This window comes from Magnetospirillum sp. 15-1 (genome assembly GCF_900184795.1).
Classification (GTDB): domain Bacteria; phylum Pseudomonadota; class Alphaproteobacteria; order Rhodospirillales; family Magnetospirillaceae; genus Phaeospirillum.
Window position 1 is genome coordinate 804647 of sequence record NZ_FXXN01000028.1, and the last position, 20442, is coordinate 825088.

Sequence of the window (20442 nt, forward strand, 5' to 3'; positions counted from 1 at the left end):
TCCCTCCGTATTCTTGCGGAGGCCGGGGGCGGATGCATCCGGCGGCCTGGGCTGCTACCATCGGCCGATCGCGAGAGAGGAAAGGCCGCCGTGCCGAAGGACTTCCGGCTGATCGCCGTCTATCTGCCCGCCCACCTGTTCCTCGATTGGGTCAGCTATATCCACGAGCTGCCGCCCCTCAACGTCACGCCCTGGAATCCGCCGGCCGGTCTGGCCATGGGGATGCTGATCGCCTTCGGTCCGCGCATGGCGCCCCTGGTCTGGCTGGCCCTGACGGCGGGCGACGTGCTGATTCGCGGCCTGACCGTCGATCTGTGGGCCACCTTGGTGTCCAACGCGGTGATTGCCGGGTGTTATGGTCTTGCCGCCTGGATCATGCGGTCCCGGTTCGGGTTGCGGCCCGGTCTGGAACGGCTGCGCGACATCGCCTTGCTGATGGCGGGCAGCGGCATCGCGGCGGCGGCGGCCGGTACCGGCTATATTTCCGTCTTCATGTGGATCGGCCTGTTCCCGGCAAGCGAATTCCTGCCGGCTCTGCTGCGCTATTGGGTGGGCGACGTGATCGGCATCATGGTGCTGACGCCGGTCATCCTGCTGTTGCGCCAACGCCACTGGTCCCTGCGCCTGCCGTGGCCCGGAGGCGTCGAGGCGGCGGCCCAGGGGCTGGCCATCGGGCTGGCGCTGTGGGTGGTGTTCGGCCCCCTGGCATCCAGCCGCTACGAGTATTTCTATCTCCTGTTCCTGCCGGTGGTCTGGGTGGCGTCGCGGCACGGTCTGACGGGGGCGGCGCTGGCGGCGCTGGTCTGCCAGGTGGGGCTGATCATCGCCATCCAGTCGGTGGGGACCGAAACGGCGATAATGACCCATTTCCAGTTCCTCATGCTGGCCCTGACGGTCACCGCGCTGCTGCTGGGCGCGGTGGTCACCGAGCGCCGCCGGGCCGAGGCCTGGGTTCGCGAGCGCCAGGAGGAATTCGCCCACGCGTCGCGCCTGACCGAGGCCGGCGAGATGACCGCCGCCCTGGCGCACGAGATCAACCAGCCGCTGGCCGCCACCATGAGCTATGCCCGGGCGGCGCGGAAGATCGCGCGGCGCGACGGTGTTTCGTCCCAACTGGCCGAGATTCTGGACAAGACCATCGCCCAGGCCGAGCGGGCCGACCGTGTCATGCGCAGCCTGCGCGACTTCGTGCGCAAGGGCGAACGCCGCACCGAAGCCGTCGTCGTCGCCCGGCTGGTGGCCGACAGCCTGATCCTGGCCGGTCCGGGCGTCCGCCAGCATGGCGTTGCCATCGTCACCGACATCGCCGGCGGCCTTCCCCCGGTGGCGGGCGATCCCGTCCAGTTGCAGCAGGTCCTGCTCAATCTGGTGCGCAACGCCGCCGAGGCGATGATCGGCTCGCCCGGCGGCGAGCGTCTGATCACCCTGTCGGCGGGACGGGGCGAGCCCGGCTTCGTGGAGATCGCGGTTCGAGACACCGGTCCGGGCTTTTCCGAACTGGTGGAGCGCAACCTGTTCATTCCCTTCGTCACCACCAAGGCGACCGGCATGGGGCTGGGCCTGTCCATCGCGCGGTCCATCGTCGAGACCCACGGAGGAGCCCTGGCCGGCTACCGCCTGCCCGAGGGCGGCACCATCTTTCGCTTCACCCTTCCCATCGCCACCAGCCATGATGACCGCCATGCCCGATGAACAATCCATTGTTTTCGTGATCGACGACGACGAGGCCGTGCGCGATGCCTTGTCCGTCCACCTGGATCTGGCCGGATTGCCGGTCCGCACCTTCGCCTCGGCCAGTGACTTCCTGGCCGCAATCGACCCCGACCAGGGGGGCTGCGCCGTCCTCGACATCCGCATGCCCGATCAGGACGGCATCGCCTTGCAGCAGGAGATGATCCGGCGCGGCCTGACCCTGCCGGTGATCATCATCACCGGCCATGGCGACGTCGAGGCGGCGGTGGCGGCTTTCCGGTCGGGAGCGGTGGATTTCCTGCAGAAGCCCTTTGATGAGGACCTGTTGATCGAGCGAATCCGCGAAGCCATCGAGCGCGACCGTCACAGCCGCCGGCTGTCCCTGGAAGTGGCCGAGATCCGGGTGCGCTTCGACCAGCTCAGCCCGCGCGAGAAGGAGGTCATGGATCTGGTCGCCCAGGGGCATTCCAACAAGGTGATCGCCATCCGCCTGGATATCGGCGTGCGCACCGTGGAAACCCACCGCGCCAAGGTGCTGGAGAAAATGGGAGTGCGCAGCGCCCCCGAGCTGGCCCGCATGAAGATGCGGTTGGACGAGGGCGGGCACGGCTGACCGGTTCAGGTCCGGCGGGCCGCCCCCGCCCGCTGCTCTACCTGGCGTTGGCGGGAGCCAGCGCCCAGTCGGAAAAGCCGCCGCCCGCCGCCGGGGTGCGGCAGAAGGTGATATCCCAGGCATGGGTGGTGACCCGGGGATGGGTGGTGTCGAAGATGAAGGCGCCGTCCTTGATCACCGGCACGCCTTCCGAGGCGGTCAGCGTCACCTTGTTGTCCACGCATTCGCGGGCTTCGGTGGTTTCGTGGCGGGTGGTGCGGACGCTGGCCTTGTAGGTGGCGTTGCGGTCCTCGGCGGCGGAGTCCGAGGACTTGCCGGGGACGCTGTCCTCGAGATTGCCCAGGCGATGGCGGATGGCCTTCAGGGCCAGTTCCTTGAAGGTGCCGCTGGTCATGCGGTTGGACGGAGCGGTCGGGGCGGCGAAAAAGCTGTCCACGGCGGACAGGGTGCTTTCCACCACCGCAACCGGCAACTTCATCTCGCGGGCGACGTCCGAGGCATCGCTGGCCAGGGCCGGCCGGGCCATGGCGACGGCAATTCCGAGACCGAAGGCCATCGAAAGAATGGATTTGGGAGAAAGGCGCATGGGAGGTTCCTGCCGGTTGATCATTGATTTCATGGGCGCGCATGGGTGAATGCGGCGGAATTCTAGGGATGAAGCAAGGCGACAATATGGCAAGGCGGCGGTTGCCGCCGCAAGATGCTCAGTCTTCGGCCTCCCCGTGCCGGACGAGGAAGCCGCTGACGATGGCGGTGAAGTTGTCGTTGCTGTCGCCGGCGATCATGTGGCGGGCACTGCCGATCTCCACGTATTCCGCCGCCGGCACCAGTCGGCGGAACTCGGCGGCGGCCTCGGCGGTGACCACGTCGCTGCGCCCGCCCCGGATCAGTTGGGTGGGGATTTTGACGCGCCGCGCCGCCTCGGCCATGCGCCCGTGGTCCAGGAGCGGGGCCTTGCGCACCGAGCGGATGAATTGCGGGTCCCAGTGCCAGCGATAGCGCCCGTCCTTCCCCTTGCGCAGGTTCTTGATCAGGCCGCCGGTGACCTTGGGACGCGGGCGGTGGGGCAGATAGGCGGCGACCGCCTCGGCGGCCTCCTCCACCGAGGCGAAGCCGTCGGGGGCCGCTTCCATGAAGCGGATGACGTTCTCGGCGCCGGCGGCATCGACGGTATGGGCGACGTCGACCAGCACCAGGGCGCTGGCGATGGCCTTGTCGCTTTCCCCCACCGCCATCAGCGCGGTCAGGCCGCCGAGCGAGGCTCCGACCAGGGCCGGCGGCCGGGCCAAGGTGGCGATGACCTGACGCAGGTCGGCGGCGAAGGCGTCCAGACGGTAATCGCCGTCGGTCGCCCAGGTGCTTTCGCCATGGCCGCGCAGGTCCAGGGAAATGACATGACGGCCGCCCCGCACCAGTTCCCGCGCGGTCTTGCCCCACGATCCCCGGGTCTGGCCGCCGCCATGCATCAGGATGACGGCCGGATGCTCCGGGTCGCCTCCCACATCGGCGGCCAGGGTTACCCCGGCTCCCTGGAATTGCCTTGCCTTCATCTCAGCCACTCATGCGTCCTTGACGTTCGAAGCGACTATGCCAGGACAGGGCCTCGTCGAGAATGTGCGGCGTGTGCAGGCCGCCATGTCCGGCGCGGGCGGCCTGTTCGGCGCGGGCGACGTAGTCGAGCAGCGCCGCCTGATAGTCGGGATGGGCGCAACGCCCGATGACCTCGCGCGAACGCTGGCGGGGCGCCAGGCCGCGCAGGTCGGCCAGCCCCCGCTCGGTCACCAGGATCTGGACGTCGTGCTCGGTGTGGTCCACGTGACTGGCCATGGGCACGATGCACGAGATGGCGCCGTCCTTGGCGGTGGACGGCGTCATGAAGATGGACAGGTAGGCGTTGCGGGCGAAATCCCCCGAACCGCCGATGCCGTTCATGATGCGGGTGCCCATGATGTGGGTGGAATTGACGTTGCCGTAGATGTCGGCCTCGATCATGCCGTTCATGGCGATGATGCCGAGGCGGCGGATCACTTCCGGGTGGTTGGAGATTTCCTGCGGCCGCAGCACGATGCGCTGGCGGTAGAAGTCCAGGTTGCCGAGGAATTCCTTCATGCCGGCCGGGCTGAGCGACAGGGCGGTGGCCGACGCCATGGCCAGCTTGCCGGATTTCAGCATCTCCAGCATGCCGTCCTGCAGCACCTCGGTATAGCCGGTCAGATTGTCGAACGGCCCCTGGTTCAGGCCCGACAGCACGGCGTTGGCGATGTTGCCCACGCCCGATTGCAGCGGCAGGAGTTCGGCCGGCAGGCGGCCCTTTTTGACCTCGTGGCCGAGGAATTCCAGGATGTGCTCGGCGATGCGCCGGGAATTGTCGTCCGGCGGCGCGAAGGTGGTGTTGCGGTCGGGCAGGGCGGTTTCCACCACCGCCACCACCTTGTCCGGGTCCACGTGCAGATAGGGCTCGCCGATGCGGTCGCCGGGATGGACCATGGGAATGGGCTTGCGGTGGGGCGGACGCTCGGTGCCGTAATAGATGTCGTGCATGCCCTCGAAGGCGGCCGGCTGCCAGGAATTGACCTCGAGGATCACCTTGTCGGCCTGATCCAGCCAGGTCTTGTTGTTGCCCACCGACGAGGACGGAATCAGCTTTCCGTCCTCGGTGACGCCGGCCACCTCGACCACCGCCACGTTGAGCTTGCCCAGGAAGCCGAACCACACGAACTGCGCCACGTGCGACAGGTGGATGTCGATATAGTCCATCTGCCCGGCATTGATGCGGGTGCGGCAGGTGGGGTCGGACTGGTAGGGCAGACGCAGCTCGATGCCGCCCACCTTGGCCAGGGCGCCGTCCAGTTCCGGCGCGGTGGACGCCCCGGTCCATACCCCGATGCGGAAGGTGCCGCCGTTCTGATTGCTGCTCTCGATGTGCCGGGCCAGGGCCGGCGGCACCGCCTTGGGATAGCCGGCGCCGGTAAAGCCGCTCATGCCGACATTGTCCCCGTGCTGGATCAGGGCGGCGGCCTCGTCGGCCGACATGATTTTCCGCCGCAGGGCGGGGTGAAGGACACGGGACTCTGCTGACATGGAAACTCCGCGATCATGTAAAGGGAAAGGGGCGCCGTGGCCTCAGGCGCCGAGAGGTTCGAACCGCCCTTGGGCGGGGTCATGGGTCCACAGGCCGCCGTCATCCATATTGAACCACCAGCCCTTCAGGGCGAGGCGGCCATTCTCCACCCGTTCCCGGACCCATGGGAAGGTCATCAGGTTTTCCAGCGACTGGATGACGGAGCCCTGTTCGGTGGCGCGGGCCTCCTCCTCGGTGAAATGGCGGCCCTGATTGGGGCTGGCGCAGCAGGAGGCGGCGGCGATGTCGACCCACCGGTTGATGTATTGGCGGTCGGGCGGCCTGCCCACCACCGCGTTGCACAGGGCCTGGATGCCGCCGCAGCCCGAGTGGCCGAGCACGATGACGTGGCTGACCTCCAGGTCCCTGACGGCGAATTCGATGGCGGCGCTGGTGCCGTGATAGTGCTCGTCCGGCTGGTGGGGCGGGACGAGATTGGCCACGTTGCGCACCACGAACAGCTCGCCCGGCTCGGCGTTGAGCAGCAACGCCGGGTCGACCCGCGAATCCGAGCAGGCGATGACCAGTACCTTGGGGCGCTGCCCGCGCTTGACCAGGTCTTGGAACAATTCGGGCCGCTGCCCGAAATAGGTGGCGCGGAAGACCTGAAATCCGGCCAGCAGCTTGTCCAGATCGCCCATGGAAAATCCTTTTCCTTGCCGGATCAGGCGCGGACCAGCGCGTCGTAATCGGCGATAAGCTGGCGGGTGACCGCGCCGGGGGTGAAGGTGTAGGGGCCGATTTCACGGACCGGCGTCAGTTCGGCGGCGGAGCCGGTCAGGAAGCATTCACCGGCCCTGGCCATTTCCTCGGGCATGATCGCCCGTTCCACCAGTTTGAGGCCCCGCGCCCGGACCAGATCCATCACCGTCTGGCGGGTGATGCCGTTCAGGAAGCAATCGGGGATGGGGGTGTGAACCTCGCCGTCGAACACGAAGAAGATATTGGCGCCGCTGGCCTCGGCGATCTGCCCCCGCCAGTCCAGCAGCAGCGAATCGTCGTAGCCGGCCGCCTCGGCGGTGTGCTTGCTCAGGGTGCCGATCATGTACAGGCCGGATGCCTTGGCCTGGGTCGGCGCCGTCTGGGGATGGGGGCGCCGCCATTCCGAGATGTCGAGGCGGATGCCCTGCATCCGCGCCTCGGGCGACCAGTAGCTTGGCCATTGCCACACGGCGATGGCCATGTGGATGCGGGCGGCCTGGGCGGCCACGGCCATCATCTCGCTGCCCCGCCAGACCACCGGGCGGGCATAGCCGTTGACCATGTTGTTGGCGGCGACGGTACGGTCGGTGGCCTCGCTCACCTCGGCGGCGGAATAGGGGAGTTTCATGCCGAGCAGCCGGGCTGATTCGACCAGACGCCGGGAGTGCTCCGCCAGCTTGAAAACCTTGCCGTCGTAGATCCGCTCGCCCTCGAAAACGCACGAGGCGTAGTGCAGGCCATGGTTCAGCACGTGGATCTTGGCATCGCGCCAGGGAATCAGGTCGCCGTCGAACCAGATGAAGCCGTCGCGGTCGTCGAAGGGAATGATTGCCATGGAAAGCCGTCCTGGGATCGTCAGCAATAAAATTACGCTTGACGTGACGTGAAGGTAAGATTCATAGGCGTATATGTCAATATTGCTGACCCATGCGTTCTCCTCAACCCACCCATTTGCCGGCGAGTGTGGTCCGCGTCGGATCGAGGGCGCAGCCTGGAATGCTTCATAAGCCCGACGGGACGTGTCATCCTTCGGTTGAGAGGGCGCCGTAACCCCAATCCCAGTTCAACGGAGAGTGTGATGAGCAAGTATCAGATCGCCGTCGTTGTCGGGAGCCTCCGCCGGGACTCCATCAATCGCAAGCTGGCCGAGGCCATGGCCAAGCTGGCCCCCGCCGCCTTTTCGTTCACGCACCTGGAGATCGGCGATCTGCCGCTCTACAACCAGGATGAGGATTCCACCCCGTCCGAGCCCGTCAAGCGCCTGAAGGCCGGGATCACGGCGGCGCGGGGGTTGCTTTTCGTCACCCCGGAATACAACCGCTCCATCCCCGGCGTTCTTAAGAACGCTCTCGACCATGCGTCGCGCCCCTATGGACAGAACGCCTGGGCCGGCAAGCCCGCCGGCGTCCTGGGCGCGTCCCCGGGGGCCATGGGCACCGCCTTGGCGCAACAGCATCTGCGCAACATCCTGGCCTATCTCGACGTGCCGACCCTGGGCCAGCCGGAGGCCTTCATCCAGGTGCGCGACGGCTTTTTCGACGAAAACGGCGCCATCGCCAACGCCGATACCCGGAAGTTCCTGCAAGGCTGGATGGACCGCTATGTCGCCTGGGTGATGGACGCGGCCCATAACCGGGAGGATGCCTATTTGCAGGCGCGTTTTCCTCCCGGCTAAGGGGGGACGGCAATTGGGCGGCCTCCCGATTCGGGGAGGTGCGCCCGCAGGGGAGGAGCCGTGAATGATCATGTTGTCCAACCGCAAAGCCGTTGGAGGCGCGGTTCTTGTGGTGGCGCTTGCCGCCGGCCTTCTCGGCTGGTGGTTTCTCAAGCCCGCCAAGCTGCCGCCCGGCTTCGCCAGCGGCAACGGGCGGATCGAGGCGGTCGAGATCGACGTCGCCACCAAGACGGCCGGACGGATCAGGGACATCCTGGTGGCCGAGGGCGAGTTCGTCCATGCCGGCCAAATTCTGGCCAACATGGATACCGCCGTGCTCGACGCCCAGATGGCGGAGGCCAAGGCGCAATGGCAGCATGCCCAGGTCAACGTCGAGACCGCCCAGAGCCTGCTGACCCAGCGCGAGGCCGAGAAGACCTCCATGATCGCCGTGGCGGCCCAGCGTCAGGCGGAACTGGGGAACGCCGACAAGCGGCTGGTGCGCACGGAACGTCTGGCGGCCAACGGCACGGCGCCGCTGCAGACCCTGGACAACGACCGTGCCGCGTTCCAGGGCGCCAAGGCGGCGGTCAACGCCGCCACCGCCCAGGTGGCGGCGGCCGATGCGGCCATCGGCTACGCCCGCTCCCAGATCGCCGCCGCCCAATCGGAGGTGGAGGCGGTGCGGGCGACCATCAGCCGTATTCAGGCCGATCTTGACGACAGCGCCCTGAAATCGCCGCGCGACGGCCGGGTCCAGTACCGGGTCGCCCAGCCGGGCGAGGTGCTGGCCGCCGGTGGGCGGGTGCTGAACATGGTCGATCTCGGCGACGTCTACATGACCTTCTTCCTGCCCACCGCCACCGCCGGGCGGGTCGCCATGGGCGCCGAGGTGCGGCTGGTGCTCGACGCCGTGCCGCAATACGTCATCCCGGCCCAGGCCTCGTTCGTCGCCGACGTGGCGCAGTTCACCCCCAAGACGGTGGAGACCGCCGAGGAACGCCTGAAGCTGATGTTCCGCGTCAAGGCGCGCATCGACCAGGACCTGCTAAAAAAGCACATCACCATGGTCAAGACCGGCCTGCCCGGCATGGCCTATGTCCGGGTCGATCCCAAGGCCGAATGGCCGCCCGAACTGCAGGTCCGGGTTCCGTAATGGAACCCTCGCCGCCCCCCGTTGCCCGGCTGCGCGACATCGGCCTGCGCTATGGCGCGGTGAATGCGCTGGACGCGGTCAGCCTGGACATTCCCGCCGGCATCATGGTCGGGCTGATCGGCCCGGACGGGGTGGGAAAGTCCAGCCTGCTGTCGCTGCTGGCCGGGGCGCGGGCGGTGCGGACGGGGACGCTGGAGGCCCTGGGCGGCGACATGGCCGATCCCCGTCACCGCGAGGCGGTGGTTCCGCGTATCGCCTACATGCCCCAGGGGCTGGGCAAGAATCTCTATCCCACCCTGTCGGTGTTCGAGAACGTGGATTTCTTCGGCCGGCTGTTCGGCCAGGGCCGGGCCGAGCGTCTGGCCCGCATCGGCCAGTTGCTGGACGGCACCGGGCTGGCCCCGTTCGCCGGCCGTCCCGCCGGCAAGCTGTCGGGGGGCATGAAGCAGAAGCTCGGCCTGTGCTGCGCGCTGATCCACGATCCCGATCTGCTGATCCTCGACGAGCCGACCACCGGCGTCGACCCCCTGTCGCGCCGGCAGTTCTGGGACCTCATCGACGCCATTCGCCGGCAGCGGCCGGGCATGAGTGTGGTGGTGGCGACCGCCTATATGGAGGAAGCCGCCCGTTTCGACTGGCTGGTGGCCATGGATGCCGGCCGGGTGCTGGCCGCCGGCACCGCCGGGGACATTCTGGCCCGCGCCGGTTCCACCTCGCTGGAGGCGGCGTTCATCGCCCTGCTGCCCGAGGAGAAGCGAAAGGGATACCGCCCGGTAGAGATCATCGCCCGCCACGACGGAGCGGATGGCGAGGTCGCCATCGAGGCGCGGGACCTGACCAAGCGCTTCGGCGATTTCACCGCCGTCGACCATGTCAGCTTCCGCATCGGGCGTGGCGAGATTTTCGGCTTTCTCGGCTCCAACGGCTGCGGCAAGACCACCACCATGAAGATGCTGACCGGCCTGCTGCCGGCCAGCGACGGACAGGCCTGGCTGTTCGGCGGCCTCGTCGATCCCCACGACCTGGAGACCCGGCGTCGGGTCGGCTACATGTCGCAGGGATTCTCGCTCTATACCGAGCTGACGGTGCGCCAGAATCTCGAGCTGCACGCCCGGCTGTTCCATGTGCCGCCCGGCGAAGTGGCCGGGCGGATCGACGAGATGGCGCGGCGCTTCGATCTGGCCGGCATCATGGATGCCTTGCCCGACGCCCTGCCGCTGGGCCACCGGCAGCGGCTGTCCCTGGCGGTGGCGCTGATCCACCGGCCGGAAATGCTGATTCTCGACGAGCCGACCTCGGGGGTCGATCCGGTGGCCCGCGACGCCTTCTGGCGCATCCTGATGGATCTGGCCCGCGTCGACCGGGTCACCATCTTCATTTCAACCCATTTCATGAACGAAGCCGAGCGCTGCGACCGTATCTCGCTGATGCATGCCGGGCGGGTGCTGGTCAGCGATTCCCCGGCCGCCCTGGTGGCCCGGCGCGGCACGGCGACGCTGGAGGACGCCTTCATCGCCTATCTGGAGGAGGCGGAAACCGGCCCATCCGGTCAGGCCTCCGCCGCCAGCCCGCCGCCACGGGCGGCGGCTGAACGAACCGCGCCCCGCGCCTTCGACCTGCGGCGCATGCTCAGCTATGCCCGGCGGGAAACCCTGGAACTGCGGCGCGATCCCGTCCGCGCCACCCTGGCGCTGCTCGGCACCCTGATCCTCATGTTCGTCATGGGCTACGGCATCAGCCTGGACGTGGAGGACCTGACCTTCGCCGTGCTGGACCGGGATCAGACGGCCATCAGCCGCGATTATGCCCTCAACATCGCCGGATCACGCTATTTCGTCGAGCACCGGCCCATCACCGACCATGACGAGCTGGACCGGCGGATGCGGTCGGGGGAATTGGGGCTGGCCATCGAGATTCCCCCCGGCTTCGGGCGCGATATCGCCCACGGACGGGCGGTGGAGATCGGCGCCTGGATCGACGGCGCCATGCCGCAGCGGGCCGAGACCATCCGCGGCTATGTCCAGGGCATGCACGCCCAATGGCTGGCCGCCAAGCTGGCCGAGACCACCGGGAAGCCCGCCGGCCTCTTCACGATCGAGACCCGCTTTCGCTACAATCCCGACGTCAAGAGCCTGGTGGCCATGGTGCCGGCGGTGATCCCGCTGCTGCTGATGCTGATTCCCGCCATGTTGACCGCGCTCAGCGTGGTGCGGGAAAAGGAGCTGGGCTCCATCGTCAACCTGTACGTCACGCCGGTCACCCGCCTGGAATTCCTGTTGGGCAAGCAGATTCCCTATATCGGGCTGGCCATGGTCAACTACCTGCTCCTGGCGCTTCTGGCCGTCACCCTGTTCGGGGTGCCGCTGAAGGGCAGCATCCTGGCCCTCACCGTGGCGACCCTGCTCTACGTCACCTCGGCGACGGCCATCGGCCTGCTGATCTCCACCTTCATGCGCAGCCAGATCGCCGCCATTTTCGGCACGGCGGTGCTGTCGATCCTGCCGGCGGTACAGTTTTCCGGGATGATCGACCCGGTGCCGTCCCTCGAAGGGGCGGGGGCGCTGATCGGGCGGGTCTATCCCGCCACCTACTATCTGATCATCGTGCGCGGAACCTTCGCCAAGGCGCTGGGATTCCATGACCTGGGACACTCGTTCATCCCGTTGCTGATCGCCATTCCGGTCCTGCTGGGCCTGTGCGTCGCCCTGTTGAAGAAGCAGGAGAGCTGAGCCATGGCGGGCGGCAACATCCTTCACCTCGGCATCAAGGAACTGCGCAGCCTGGCCCGCGATCCGGTGATGCTGGTGCTGATCTTCTGGGCCTTCACCTTTTCCATCTACGGCGGGGCGACCGCCATGCCGGAAAGCCTGCACAAGGCCCCCATCGCCATCGTCGACGAGGATCGCTCGCCCCTCTCCCAGCGGATCATCGCGGCGTTCTATCCCCCCTACTTCCTGCCGCCGGTGATCATCACCCAGGCGGAAATGGATGCCCGCATGGATGGCGGTCTGGATACCTTCGCCCTGGATATCCCGCCCGACTTCCAAAGCGACGTGCTGGCCGGCAGGACGCCGACCATCCAGCTCAACATCGACGCCACCCGCATGAGCCAGGCCTTCACCGGCAATGCCTATATCCAGACCATCATCACCGGCGAGGTGGAGACCTTCGTCCGCCGCCATCGCTCGGACGCGGCGGCGCCGGTCGATCTGGTCCTGCGGTCGCGTTTCAATCCCCAACTCAGCAAGTCGTGGTTCGGATCGGTGATGGAGGTGATCAACAACGTCACCCTGCTGTCCATCGTGCTGACCGGGGCCGCCCTGATCCGCGAGCGCGAGCACGGCACCATCGAACATCTGCTGGTGATGCCGGTCACCCCGTTCCAGATCATGACCAGCAAGGTGTGGGCCATGGGGCTGGTGGTGCTGGTCGCCTGCGCCGCTTCCCTGGCCGTGGTGGTGCAGGGGCTGCTGCGGGTGCCCATCGAGGGGTCGGTGGCGCTGTTCCTGGCCGGCGCCGCCTTGCACCTGTTCGCCACCACCTCCATGGGCATCTTCCTCGGCACCGTCGCCCGCTCCATGCCGCAATTCGGCCTGTTGCTGATCCTGGTGCTGCTGCCGCTGCAGATGCTGTCGGGCGGCACCACGCCGCGGGAAAGCATGCCGGAGATCGTCCAGGCCATCATGCAGGCGGCGCCCACCACCCATTTCGTCATCCTGGCCCAGGCCATTCTGTACCGGGGAGCGGGGCTGGCGGTGGTGTGGCCGCAATTCCTCGCCCTGGGGCTGATCGGCGCGGTGCTGTTCGGTTATGCCCTGGCCCGGTTCCGCAAGGCCATCGGGACCATGGCGTGATCAGCGGAAATCCCGCGACGGATACTTGCCGCTCCCTCTCGCCAGGGCGGTGAGGTGGGCCGACAGGTCCTCGATCCTCTCCGCCACCACGTGCACCACCCCGTCCTGGGCCTGGACGCGGCCGTCGACCCGCAGCAGGTAACCGCCCAGGATCTGGCGGCGGTGCTTCTCGAACATATCGGGCCACACCACGATGTTGGCGATGCCGGTCTCGTCCTCGAGCGTGATGAACAGCACGCCCTTGGCGCTGCCCGGCCGCTGGCGGACCAGCACCAGCCCCGACACCGCCGCACGGCCACCTTTCCGGTTGCGTAACGAGGCGTTGGGGGCGATGCCACGCAGGCGGAACGGATCGCGCAGCACCGCCAGGGGGTGGCATTTCAGCGACAGCTTGAGGGCGGCATAATCGCCCACCACCTCCTCGCCGGCCGAGGCCTTGGGCAGGGCGATCCTGGCCTCGGCCGGCGGTGGGGAATCGGTGAACAGCGGCAGGGGCGGGGCGTCCAGCGCCTTGACCGCCCAGGCGGCTTCGCGGCGGGAGAGGTCGAGGGAGCCGAAGGCATCGGCGGCGGCCAGCTTGTCCAGCACCGCCCGCTCCAGGCCGGAGCGCCGCCACAGATCGTAAGGGCTGCCATAGCCGCCGTCCCGCGCCGCCACCAGCCGCGCCCCGTCGCGGGCGGCCAGTCCCTCCACCTGCCGCAGGCCGAGGCGAAGCGCCCCATCCTCCAGGGTGCAATCCCAATCGCTGTGGTTCACATCCACCGGCCGGACCCGGATGCCGTGGTCGATGGCGTCGCGCACGATCTGGGCGGGAGCGTAGAAGCCCATGGGCTGGCTGTTGAGCAGGGCGCAGGCGAAGGCCGCCGGGTAGTGGCATTTCAGCCAGGCCGAGACGTAGACCAGATGGGCGAAGGCGGCGGCGTGGCTTTCGGGGAAGCCGTATTCGCCGAAACCCTCGATCTGCTTGAATACCCTTTCCGCGAAGTCGCGCTCATAGCCGCGCGCCACCATGCCGGAAATCAGCTTGTCGCCATAGGTGCCCACTTTGCCGGTGTGGCGGAAGGTGGCCATGGCGCGGCGCAGGCCGTCGGCCTCGGAGGGCGTGAAGCCGCCGGCCACCATGGCGATCTTCATGGCCTGCTCCTGGAACAGCGGCACGCCCTCGGTCTTGTCCAGCACCTGGCGCAGTTCCTCGGACGGGTATTCCACCTTCTCACGCCCCTGGCGGCGGCGCAGATAGGGATGGACCATGCCGCCCTGGATGGGGCCGGGCCGCACGATGGCCACCTCGATGACCAGATCGTAGAAGCGCCGGGGCCTGAGGCGGGGCAGCATGCTCATCTGGGCACGGCTTTCCACCTGGAACACCCCGATGGCGTCGGCCTTGCACAGCATGTCGTAGGTGGCCGAATCTTCGCGCGGCAAGGTGGCGAGGCAAAGGTCGCGGCCGTGATGGGCGCGCAGCAGGTCGAAGGCCTTGCGGATGCAAGACAGCATGCCAAGCGCCAGAACATCCACCTTCATCAGGCCCAGGGCGTCGAGATCGTCCTTGTCCCACTGGATGACGGTGCGGTCCTGCATGCCGGCGTTCTCGATGGGCACCAGTTCGTCGAGGCGCCCCTTGGAGATGACGAAGCCGCCCACATGCTGGGACAGGTGGCGGGGAAAGCCGGTCAGTTCCTCGGCCAAAGCCAGGGTGCGCGCCAGATTGGCCTCGGTGGGGTCGAGGCCCAGCTCGCGCACGTGCCCGGCCTCGATGCCCCGCCGGCCCCAGCCGGAATTGGCCTTGGCCAGGGCCTCGACGGTATCCTCGGCTAGCCCCATCACCTTGCCCACGTCGCGGATGGCCGAGCGGGTGCGGTAGTGGATCACCGTGGCGGTCAGCCCGGCCCGGTGGCGGCCATAGGTGTCGTAGATGTGCTGGATCACCTCTTCCCGGCGTTCGTGCTCGAAATCCACGTCGATGTCGGGCGGCTCGCCCCGCTCGGCGCTGATGAAGCGCTCGAACAGCAGATCCATATGGGCGGGATCGACCGGGGTGACGCGCAAGGCATAGCACACCGCCGAATTGGCCGCCGAGCCGCGCCCCTGGCACAGAATGCCCCGACTTTCGGCGAAGGCGACGATGGCATGCACCGTCAGGAAATAGGGCGCGAAGCCCAATTGCCGGATCAGGGCCAGTTCGTGCGCCAACTGGCCGGCGACCTTGGCCGGTACGCCCTCGGGATAGCGTCGGGCGGCGCCTTCGCGGGTCAACTGTTCCAGGCGCTCCTGCGGGTCCATGCCCTGGGCCACCTCGGCCGGGTATTCATAACGCAACTCGTCCAGGGAGAAGCGGCAGCGCCGGGTGATCTCCAGGCTGTTGGCGACGGCGTCGGGGTGGTCGGCGAACAGCCGGGCCATCTCGTCGGGGCTTTTGAGGTGGCGTTCGGCATGGGTGGACAGCGCCCAGCCGGCCTGGGCCAGGGTGACCCCCAAGCGGATGCAGGTCAGCACATCGGCCAGGGGGCGCCGTGCCGGGGTGTGATAGAGCACGTCGTTGGTGGCGACCAGGGGGACGCCGAAGCCGGCCAGGGTCCGCAGCCGCCCGGCATCATCGCCCTTGAAACGGCGGGTGGCGGCAAGGTAGAGACGGCCGCCCAGTATCCGCCGCCATTCCTCCGCCTGGGCGGTGAAACCTTCGTCCAGAGGATCGGGAGGAATCAGCACTAGGATCTGGCCCTCGGCGTGGGCCGCCACGTCGGCGCGGCCGAGGTGGCATTCGCCCTTGGGGGCACGGCGCCGCCCCAGGGTCAAAAGGCGCGACAGGCGGCCATAGGCGGCCCGATCCTCCGGCAGGCACAGCAGGCTGGCGCCGTCGGCAAGGTCGAGCCGCGCCCCCACCACCAGCCGGATGCCCGCCGCCTTGGCCGCCACATGGGCACGCACGATGCCGGCCAGCGAGTTGCGCTCGCAGATGGCGATGGCCTCGATTCCCAGGGCGGCCGCCGTGATCGCCAACTCGTCCGCGTGCGAGGCGCCCTCCAGGAAGGTGTAGTTGCTGATGCACTGGAGTTCGGCGTAACGGTGGGGATTCATGTCCGTTCCTCAGGCGCCGGGCGGGGGCTTGCGCCCCCTTGGCTCCTCCGCTGCGCTCCGGGCGCCTCAATGGCGCCGCGCTTCGGCTTTGCCTCGCTCACGGGAACACTCCGTGCAGATACCAGCGCGGCGGTTCGGCGTGTCCGTAATGGCCCAGGCGATAAAGCCACAGGCGCAGGCCCTGTTCGTCCTCCACCCGGTAGTAATCCCGTTCCTCGGACTCCTCGTGCCACCATTCCGGGGCGATGCGTTCAGGCCCGTCGGCGCGGACCACACGATGCAGCCGGCCCTGCCAGCGGAAGCGCAGCGGCGGGGCGTCGGGAATGGGGGCCATGGCCTCGATGGGCTCGGGATGGGGCAGCAGACGGATGGGATGGCGCCCCTCGGGCCAGCTTTCGGCGGGGGGCGGCGCGCCGGGGCCAAGGCGGCGGACGGAGCGTTCCGGCACGTGGCTGGGGCGCGGGATCAGGCGCATCAGCCGGCCCGGCCCCAGGCGGTTGCTCAAGGAATCCAGCAGGCGGGACAGATCGGCCTCGCCCGCCTGTCCCTCCAGATCGGACTGGGCGGCGGATTGCGGCTGGATGGCGGTGGCTTCCAGGCAGGCGGCCTCGATGCCGAAGCCGGGGCGGATGTCGGCCAGCCGGTCGCGGAACAGCCGGGCCAGATGGATGGGATCGCGGTTGGGGGCGCTGGTGCCGATCTCGGCCCTGGCCAGGGTCGAATCCACCCGGAACAGGGTGAAGTCCAGGCGCCGCGCTCCCATACCGTCCTCCTCCAGCCGCCGGCACAGACTGCCCAGCAGGTGGCCCAGGGTGGCGGCGATGTCCTCGGCCCGGGAAATGGGCTCGGCGAAGCTGGCATGAACGCGGTGGGCCACCGGCGGCCGGAGCGGCGAGATGGGCTCGGGCTCGTCGCCCAGCATCTGATCGAGGCGCCAGACCACCGTATGGCCGAACCGTCGCGACAATTGGGCGCGGGGAAGGCCCATCAGGTCGCCGACCCGCCGCAGCCCCAGGTCGGACAGGGCCTGGACGGTGGCGGGGGCCAGGCGCAGGGCGGCGGGAGGCAGCGGCTCCAGCCCGCTCGACTCCGCCAGGATGGGGGCGGCGGGATCGCCGAAGCGGGCCCAGGCCCAGGCGGCGCCCGGCGTGGCGGCCAGGGCGGCACGCGCCGTCAGCCCCAGGGTCAGGAAGCGCTCTGTTAACTGCTCCAGCAGTTTTGTTTCGCCGCCGAACAGATGGCCGCTTCCGGTGACGTCCAGCCACAACCCGCTGGCTCCGTCGGTGGCGGTCCACGGGCTGAACAGGCCGCAACGCTCGGCCAGGGTGGCCAGCAGGCGGGCATCGCCCTCCGGATCATGGGGAAGGACGCGCGACGAGGGGACCTGGGCCAGGGCCGAGGCCAGCTTCATGCCGGGGCGCAGACCCGCCAGGGCGGCGGCCCGGTTCACCGCCATCACCTGCCGGGTGGGGCCGGGCGTGGCGGTGATCAGCGGGGCGTCACGCCACGCGGGCGCATTCCGGCACAGCCGGTCGGTGGCCAGCCGGGGCAGCCAGACCGAGACAATGCGCCGTTCCATCCCATTCCACCTTCCAACTTGCCACCATGCCGCTGTCGTCGGGAGAGCGCCCCCGGCAACGGAGCAGGTCCAGCCGCCAATGCCCCTCCGCCCCGGGAAGGCTTTCCACCCGCCAGCGGGTCAGGGCCGGGGTTACCGCCGCCGCCGCGCGGTTGAGCAGCAGCAGCGTGGTGCCGCTGTGCCCCGCCGCCAGTTGCAGCCGCCGGGCGGCGGTGAAGTCCAGGCCCCGCACCTCGCCCAGCACGGCGGCCAGGGCCGGTGAACGGGCGGCCTCCTCCAGGGCCCACAGGGCGGCCTTGGATCGCCCCGGCACCACCATCACCAGCCGGTCCGGCCCCAGACCGAAGCGGGCGAGGCCGGGGGCATGGGGCATGTCTCCCTCGGCCAGCCACAGCACCGGCTTGGCCGCCAGCCGGGCCAGCCCGCCCAGCAGGAAGGCGGCGAAGCCCAGGGCCGCCCCGTCATGGCCGGCGGCCGGCGAGGCGGGAGAGATTTCGTGCAGAACTCCGGTCCGCATTCCCTCGAACCCCGCCAGCCCCAGCGGCAGGTCCGGCCCATGGCCGTCCGTGCCGCCTCCCTCCAGGGTGGCGACGCTGCGGCGCAGGGATTCGAGGGCGGGCGAGGGCATGGCGACTCCATATGTTCGTCAAATGTTCCTATATTTGACGTGGCGGAGTCAAGGGGAGAGCCCGGCTCAGGCTTTTTTGGGGGGATCGGCGTATTGCCGGGCGATGGCGTGAAATTCCTCCTGGATGCCGACGAAGGCGTCGACCACGTCCGGGTCGAAGCGGGTTCCCTTCTCCTGGACGATGGCCTCGACCGCCGTGAAATGCGGGAAGGGTTCCTTGTAGACCCGGCGGCTGATCAGGGCGTCGTAGACATCGGCCACCGCCATCAGGCGGGCGGAAACCGGGATGTCGTCGCCCGACAGGCCCAGGGGGTAGCCGTCGCCGTCCCAGCGCTCGTGATGGAAGTGGGCGATCTCCTTGGCCATGGTCAGGAAATCCAGGCTGGTTCCCAGCCAACGCTCGGCGGCCTCGATGGCATTGCGGCCCAGGGCGGCGTGGGTCTTCATGACCTCGAATTCCTCGGAGGTCAGGCGGCCGGGCTTCAGCAGGATGCAGTCCGGAATGCCGATCTTGCCGATGTCGTGCAGGGGCGCCGACTTGAACAGCATGGTAATGGCGGGCTCGTCCAGGAAGCGGGCGAAGCGGGGATGGTTCTGCAGGCTGGTGGCCAGGGCGCTCATGTAGAACTGGGTGCGGCGGATGTGATTGCCGGTCATCAGGTCGCGGGTCTCGGCCAGCGAGGCCATGGCCAGGATGGTGACGTCCTTGACCGCCGTGACTTCCTTGGTCCGTTTGGCGACCTCGCGCTCCAGGAAGCTGTTGTGGTCGCGCAGCAGGTCGGCCGAGGCCTTGAGCCGCAGATGGGCCTGGACCCGGGCCAGCACGATGGAGGGGCTGAACGGCTTGGTGATGTAGTCCACCGCGCCCATGTCCAGGCCCCGCTTCTCCTCGGCCATCCGCGTCTTGCTGGTCAGGAAGATCACCGGAATCTCGCTGGTCCGGGGATCGGCCTTGAGCTGCCGGCAGACCTCGTAGCCGTCGATGTCGGGCATCATGACGTCCAGCAGGATCAGGTCGGGGCGTTCGTTGCCCAAGGCGATCTTCAGGCCCTTCTCGCCACTGTTGGCCACCTTGACCCGGTAATCCGCCTTCAGCACTTCGCTCATCAGCCAGATGTCGTCCGGGCTGTCGTCCACCACCAGGATGGTGGCCTTGTCCATGAAATCCGGGGACGGCATTACGGGTTGGCCTTCTGGCAAGGGGTGGTCTCGGTTCCCGAGACCGACAGCAACGCCTTCTTGCGCTTCATGTCGGAATCGGAATCGGCGTGCTCCAGGGCGATGGCGCGGAACTCGTCCTGGATTTCCAGGAAGGCGTCGACGATGTCGGGGTCGAAGTGCTGGCCCCGGCCCTCGATGATGATCTCCACCGCCTTTTCGTGGGGCATGCCTTCCTTGTAGACCCGGCGGCTGATCAGGGCGTCGTAGACGTCGGCCACCGCCATCAGGCGGGCGGACAGGGGGATGGCGTCACCGCTCAGCCCCTGGGGATAGCCGCTGCCGTCCCACTTCTCCTGGTGGCCGTAGGCGATCTCCTTGGCGGTGGTCAGGAATTCCACCCTGGTCCCCAGGGAGTGTTCGGCATGTTCGATGGCTTCACGGCCCAGCGTGGTGTGGGTCTTCATGATCTCGAACTCTTCGGGGACGAAGCGCCCCGGCTTCAGCAGGATGCGGTCGGGAATGCCCACCTTGCCGATGTCGTGCAGCGGCGCCGACTTGAACAGCATGTTGATGGCGCCGTCGTCCAGATGGGCGGCGAAGCGGGGATGGGTCCGCAGCCGGGAGGCCAGCGCCTTGACGTAGAACTGGGTGCGGCGGATGTGGTTGCCGGTTTCCAGGTCGCGGGTCTCGGCCAGCGAGGCCATGGCCAGGATGGTGACGTCCTGGATGGCCATGACCTCCTCGGTGCGCTTGGCGACCTCCTGTTCCAGAAAGTCGTTCTTGTCGCGGAGGAAGTCGGCGGTGGCCTTGAGCTTCAGGTGGGTCTTGACCCGGGCCAGCACGATGGGCGGACTGATGGGCTTGGTGATGTAGTCGACGGCGCCGAGTTCCAGCCCCTTCTTCTCCGCATCCATTTCCGTCTTGGCGGTCAGGAAGATCACCGGAATGTGCTGCGTCCGGACATCGGCCTTGAGGCGCTGGCAGACTTCGTAGCCGTCGAGGCCCGGCATCATGATGTCCAGCAGGATCAGGTCGGGGGGATTGTCGGCCTGCGCGATCTTGAGGGCCTTCTCGCCGGAACTGGCCACCTTCACCCGGTACTCGTCCTTGAGCAGGCTGCTCAGGACCGCCAGATTGTCCGGCGTGTCGTCCACCACCAGGATGGTGGACTTCTCGATAAGGTCTTGGGCGTCCATCGCGGGTT

At 68.0% G+C, this 20442-nt stretch carries 16 protein-coding genes; 6 read left to right on the forward strand and 10 right to left on the reverse strand.

Annotated elements, in window-relative coordinates:
- The first annotated feature begins 90 nt into the window (after positions 1–90).
- Positions 91–1692, forward strand: coding sequence for an MASE1 domain-containing protein (locus CP958_RS25015; RefSeq protein WP_242443138.1), 1602 nt, complete (start codon positions 91–93; stop codon positions 1690–1692).
- Positions 1682–2305 carry a response regulator gene (locus tag CP958_RS25020; protein WP_096705049.1) on the forward strand — a complete coding sequence of 208 codons (624 nt, stop codon included), beginning with the start codon at positions 1682–1684 and terminating at the stop codon, positions 2303–2305. The genes CP958_RS25015 and CP958_RS25020 overlap by 11 nt, the downstream gene beginning before the upstream one ends.
- A 37-nt stretch (positions 2306–2342) precedes the next feature.
- Here the strand turns inward: CP958_RS25020 and CP958_RS25025 are convergent, their stop codons facing one another.
- The 5 genes from CP958_RS25025 to CP958_RS25045 all read right to left on the reverse strand — a co-directional run bounded on the left by CP958_RS25025 (position 2343) and on the right by CP958_RS25045 (position 6963).
- On the reverse strand, positions 2343–2891 hold the full coding sequence (locus tag CP958_RS25025; RefSeq protein WP_096705050.1) for a hypothetical protein: 549 nt from the start codon (positions 2889–2891) through the stop codon (positions 2343–2345).
- 118 nt (positions 2892–3009) lie between these two features.
- On the reverse strand, positions 3010–3855 hold the full coding sequence (locus CP958_RS25030) for an alpha/beta fold hydrolase (protein WP_170959124.1): 846 nt from the start codon (positions 3853–3855) through the stop codon (positions 3010–3012).
- A gap of 1 nt (position 3856) precedes the next feature.
- Positions 3857–5386 carry an acetyl-CoA hydrolase/transferase family protein gene (locus CP958_RS25035; protein ID WP_096704869.1) on the reverse strand — a complete coding sequence of 510 codons (1530 nt, stop codon included), beginning with the start codon at positions 5384–5386 and terminating at the stop codon, positions 3857–3859.
- Between the two features lie 42 nt (positions 5387–5428).
- A complete protein-coding gene (locus CP958_RS25040; RefSeq protein WP_096704870.1) occupies positions 5429–6067 on the reverse strand; it encodes a carbonic anhydrase in 639 nt (212 codons plus the stop codon).
- 23 nt (positions 6068–6090) lie between these two features.
- The gene (locus tag CP958_RS25045) at positions 6091–6963 is read right to left on the reverse strand and encodes a branched-chain amino acid aminotransferase (RefSeq protein ID WP_096704871.1); all 873 of its coding nucleotides are present in this window, start codon (positions 6961–6963) and stop codon (positions 6091–6093) included.
- Positions 6964–7206: 243 nt separating this feature from the next.
- Here CP958_RS25045 and CP958_RS25050 point away from each other — a divergent pair, with 243 nt between their 5' ends.
- From CP958_RS25050 to CP958_RS25065, 4 genes are all read left to right on the forward strand, one after another.
- Positions 7207–7803: an NAD(P)H-dependent oxidoreductase gene (locus CP958_RS25050; RefSeq protein ID WP_096704872.1), complete on the forward strand. Its 597-nt coding sequence runs from the start codon at positions 7207–7209 to the stop codon at positions 7801–7803.
- Positions 7804–7873: 70 nt separating this feature from the next.
- The gene (locus CP958_RS25055; protein WP_096705051.1) at positions 7874–8938 is read left to right on the forward strand and encodes an HlyD family efflux transporter periplasmic adaptor subunit; all 1065 of its coding nucleotides are present in this window, start codon (positions 7874–7876) and stop codon (positions 8936–8938) included.
- Positions 8938–11667 (forward strand): ribosome-associated ATPase/putative transporter RbbA, encoded by a 2730-nt coding sequence (gene rbbA / locus CP958_RS25060; RefSeq protein ID WP_277948901.1) that lies wholly within the window; start codon positions 8938–8940, stop codon positions 11665–11667. The genes CP958_RS25055 and rbbA overlap by 1 nt, the downstream gene beginning before the upstream one ends.
- A 3-nt stretch (positions 11668–11670) precedes the next feature.
- Entirely contained in the window at positions 11671–12792 is a 1122-nt protein-coding gene (locus tag CP958_RS25065) for an ABC transporter permease (RefSeq protein WP_096704874.1), read from the forward strand.
- Here the strand turns inward: CP958_RS25065 and CP958_RS25070 are convergent, their stop codons facing one another.
- The 5 genes from CP958_RS25070 to CP958_RS25095 form a co-directional block, all read right to left on the reverse strand.
- The gene (locus tag CP958_RS25070) at positions 12793–15870 is read right to left on the reverse strand and encodes an error-prone DNA polymerase (RefSeq protein ID WP_096704875.1); all 3078 of its coding nucleotides are present in this window, start codon (positions 15868–15870) and stop codon (positions 12793–12795) included.
- A 97-nt stretch (positions 15871–15967) separates the two neighbouring features.
- Positions 15968–17449 (reverse strand): DNA polymerase Y family protein, encoded by a 1482-nt coding sequence (locus CP958_RS25080; RefSeq protein ID WP_096704876.1) that lies wholly within the window; start codon positions 17447–17449, stop codon positions 15968–15970.
- Positions 17370–18077 carry a hypothetical protein gene (locus tag CP958_RS27445; protein WP_096704877.1) on the reverse strand — a complete coding sequence of 236 codons (708 nt, stop codon included), beginning with the start codon at positions 18075–18077 and terminating at the stop codon, positions 17370–17372. The genes CP958_RS25080 and CP958_RS27445 overlap by 80 nt, the downstream gene beginning before the upstream one ends.
- Before the next feature lie 66 nt (positions 18078–18143).
- The gene (locus tag CP958_RS25090; RefSeq protein WP_096704878.1) at positions 18144–19256 is read right to left on the reverse strand and encodes a two-component system response regulator; all 1113 of its coding nucleotides are present in this window, start codon (positions 19254–19256) and stop codon (positions 18144–18146) included.
- Complete coding sequence (locus CP958_RS25095; protein WP_096704879.1) at positions 19256–20434, reverse strand: two-component system response regulator; 1179 nt, start codon at positions 20432–20434, stop codon at positions 19256–19258. The genes CP958_RS25090 and CP958_RS25095 overlap by 1 nt, the downstream gene beginning before the upstream one ends.
- Positions 20435–20442 lie beyond the last annotated feature (8 nt).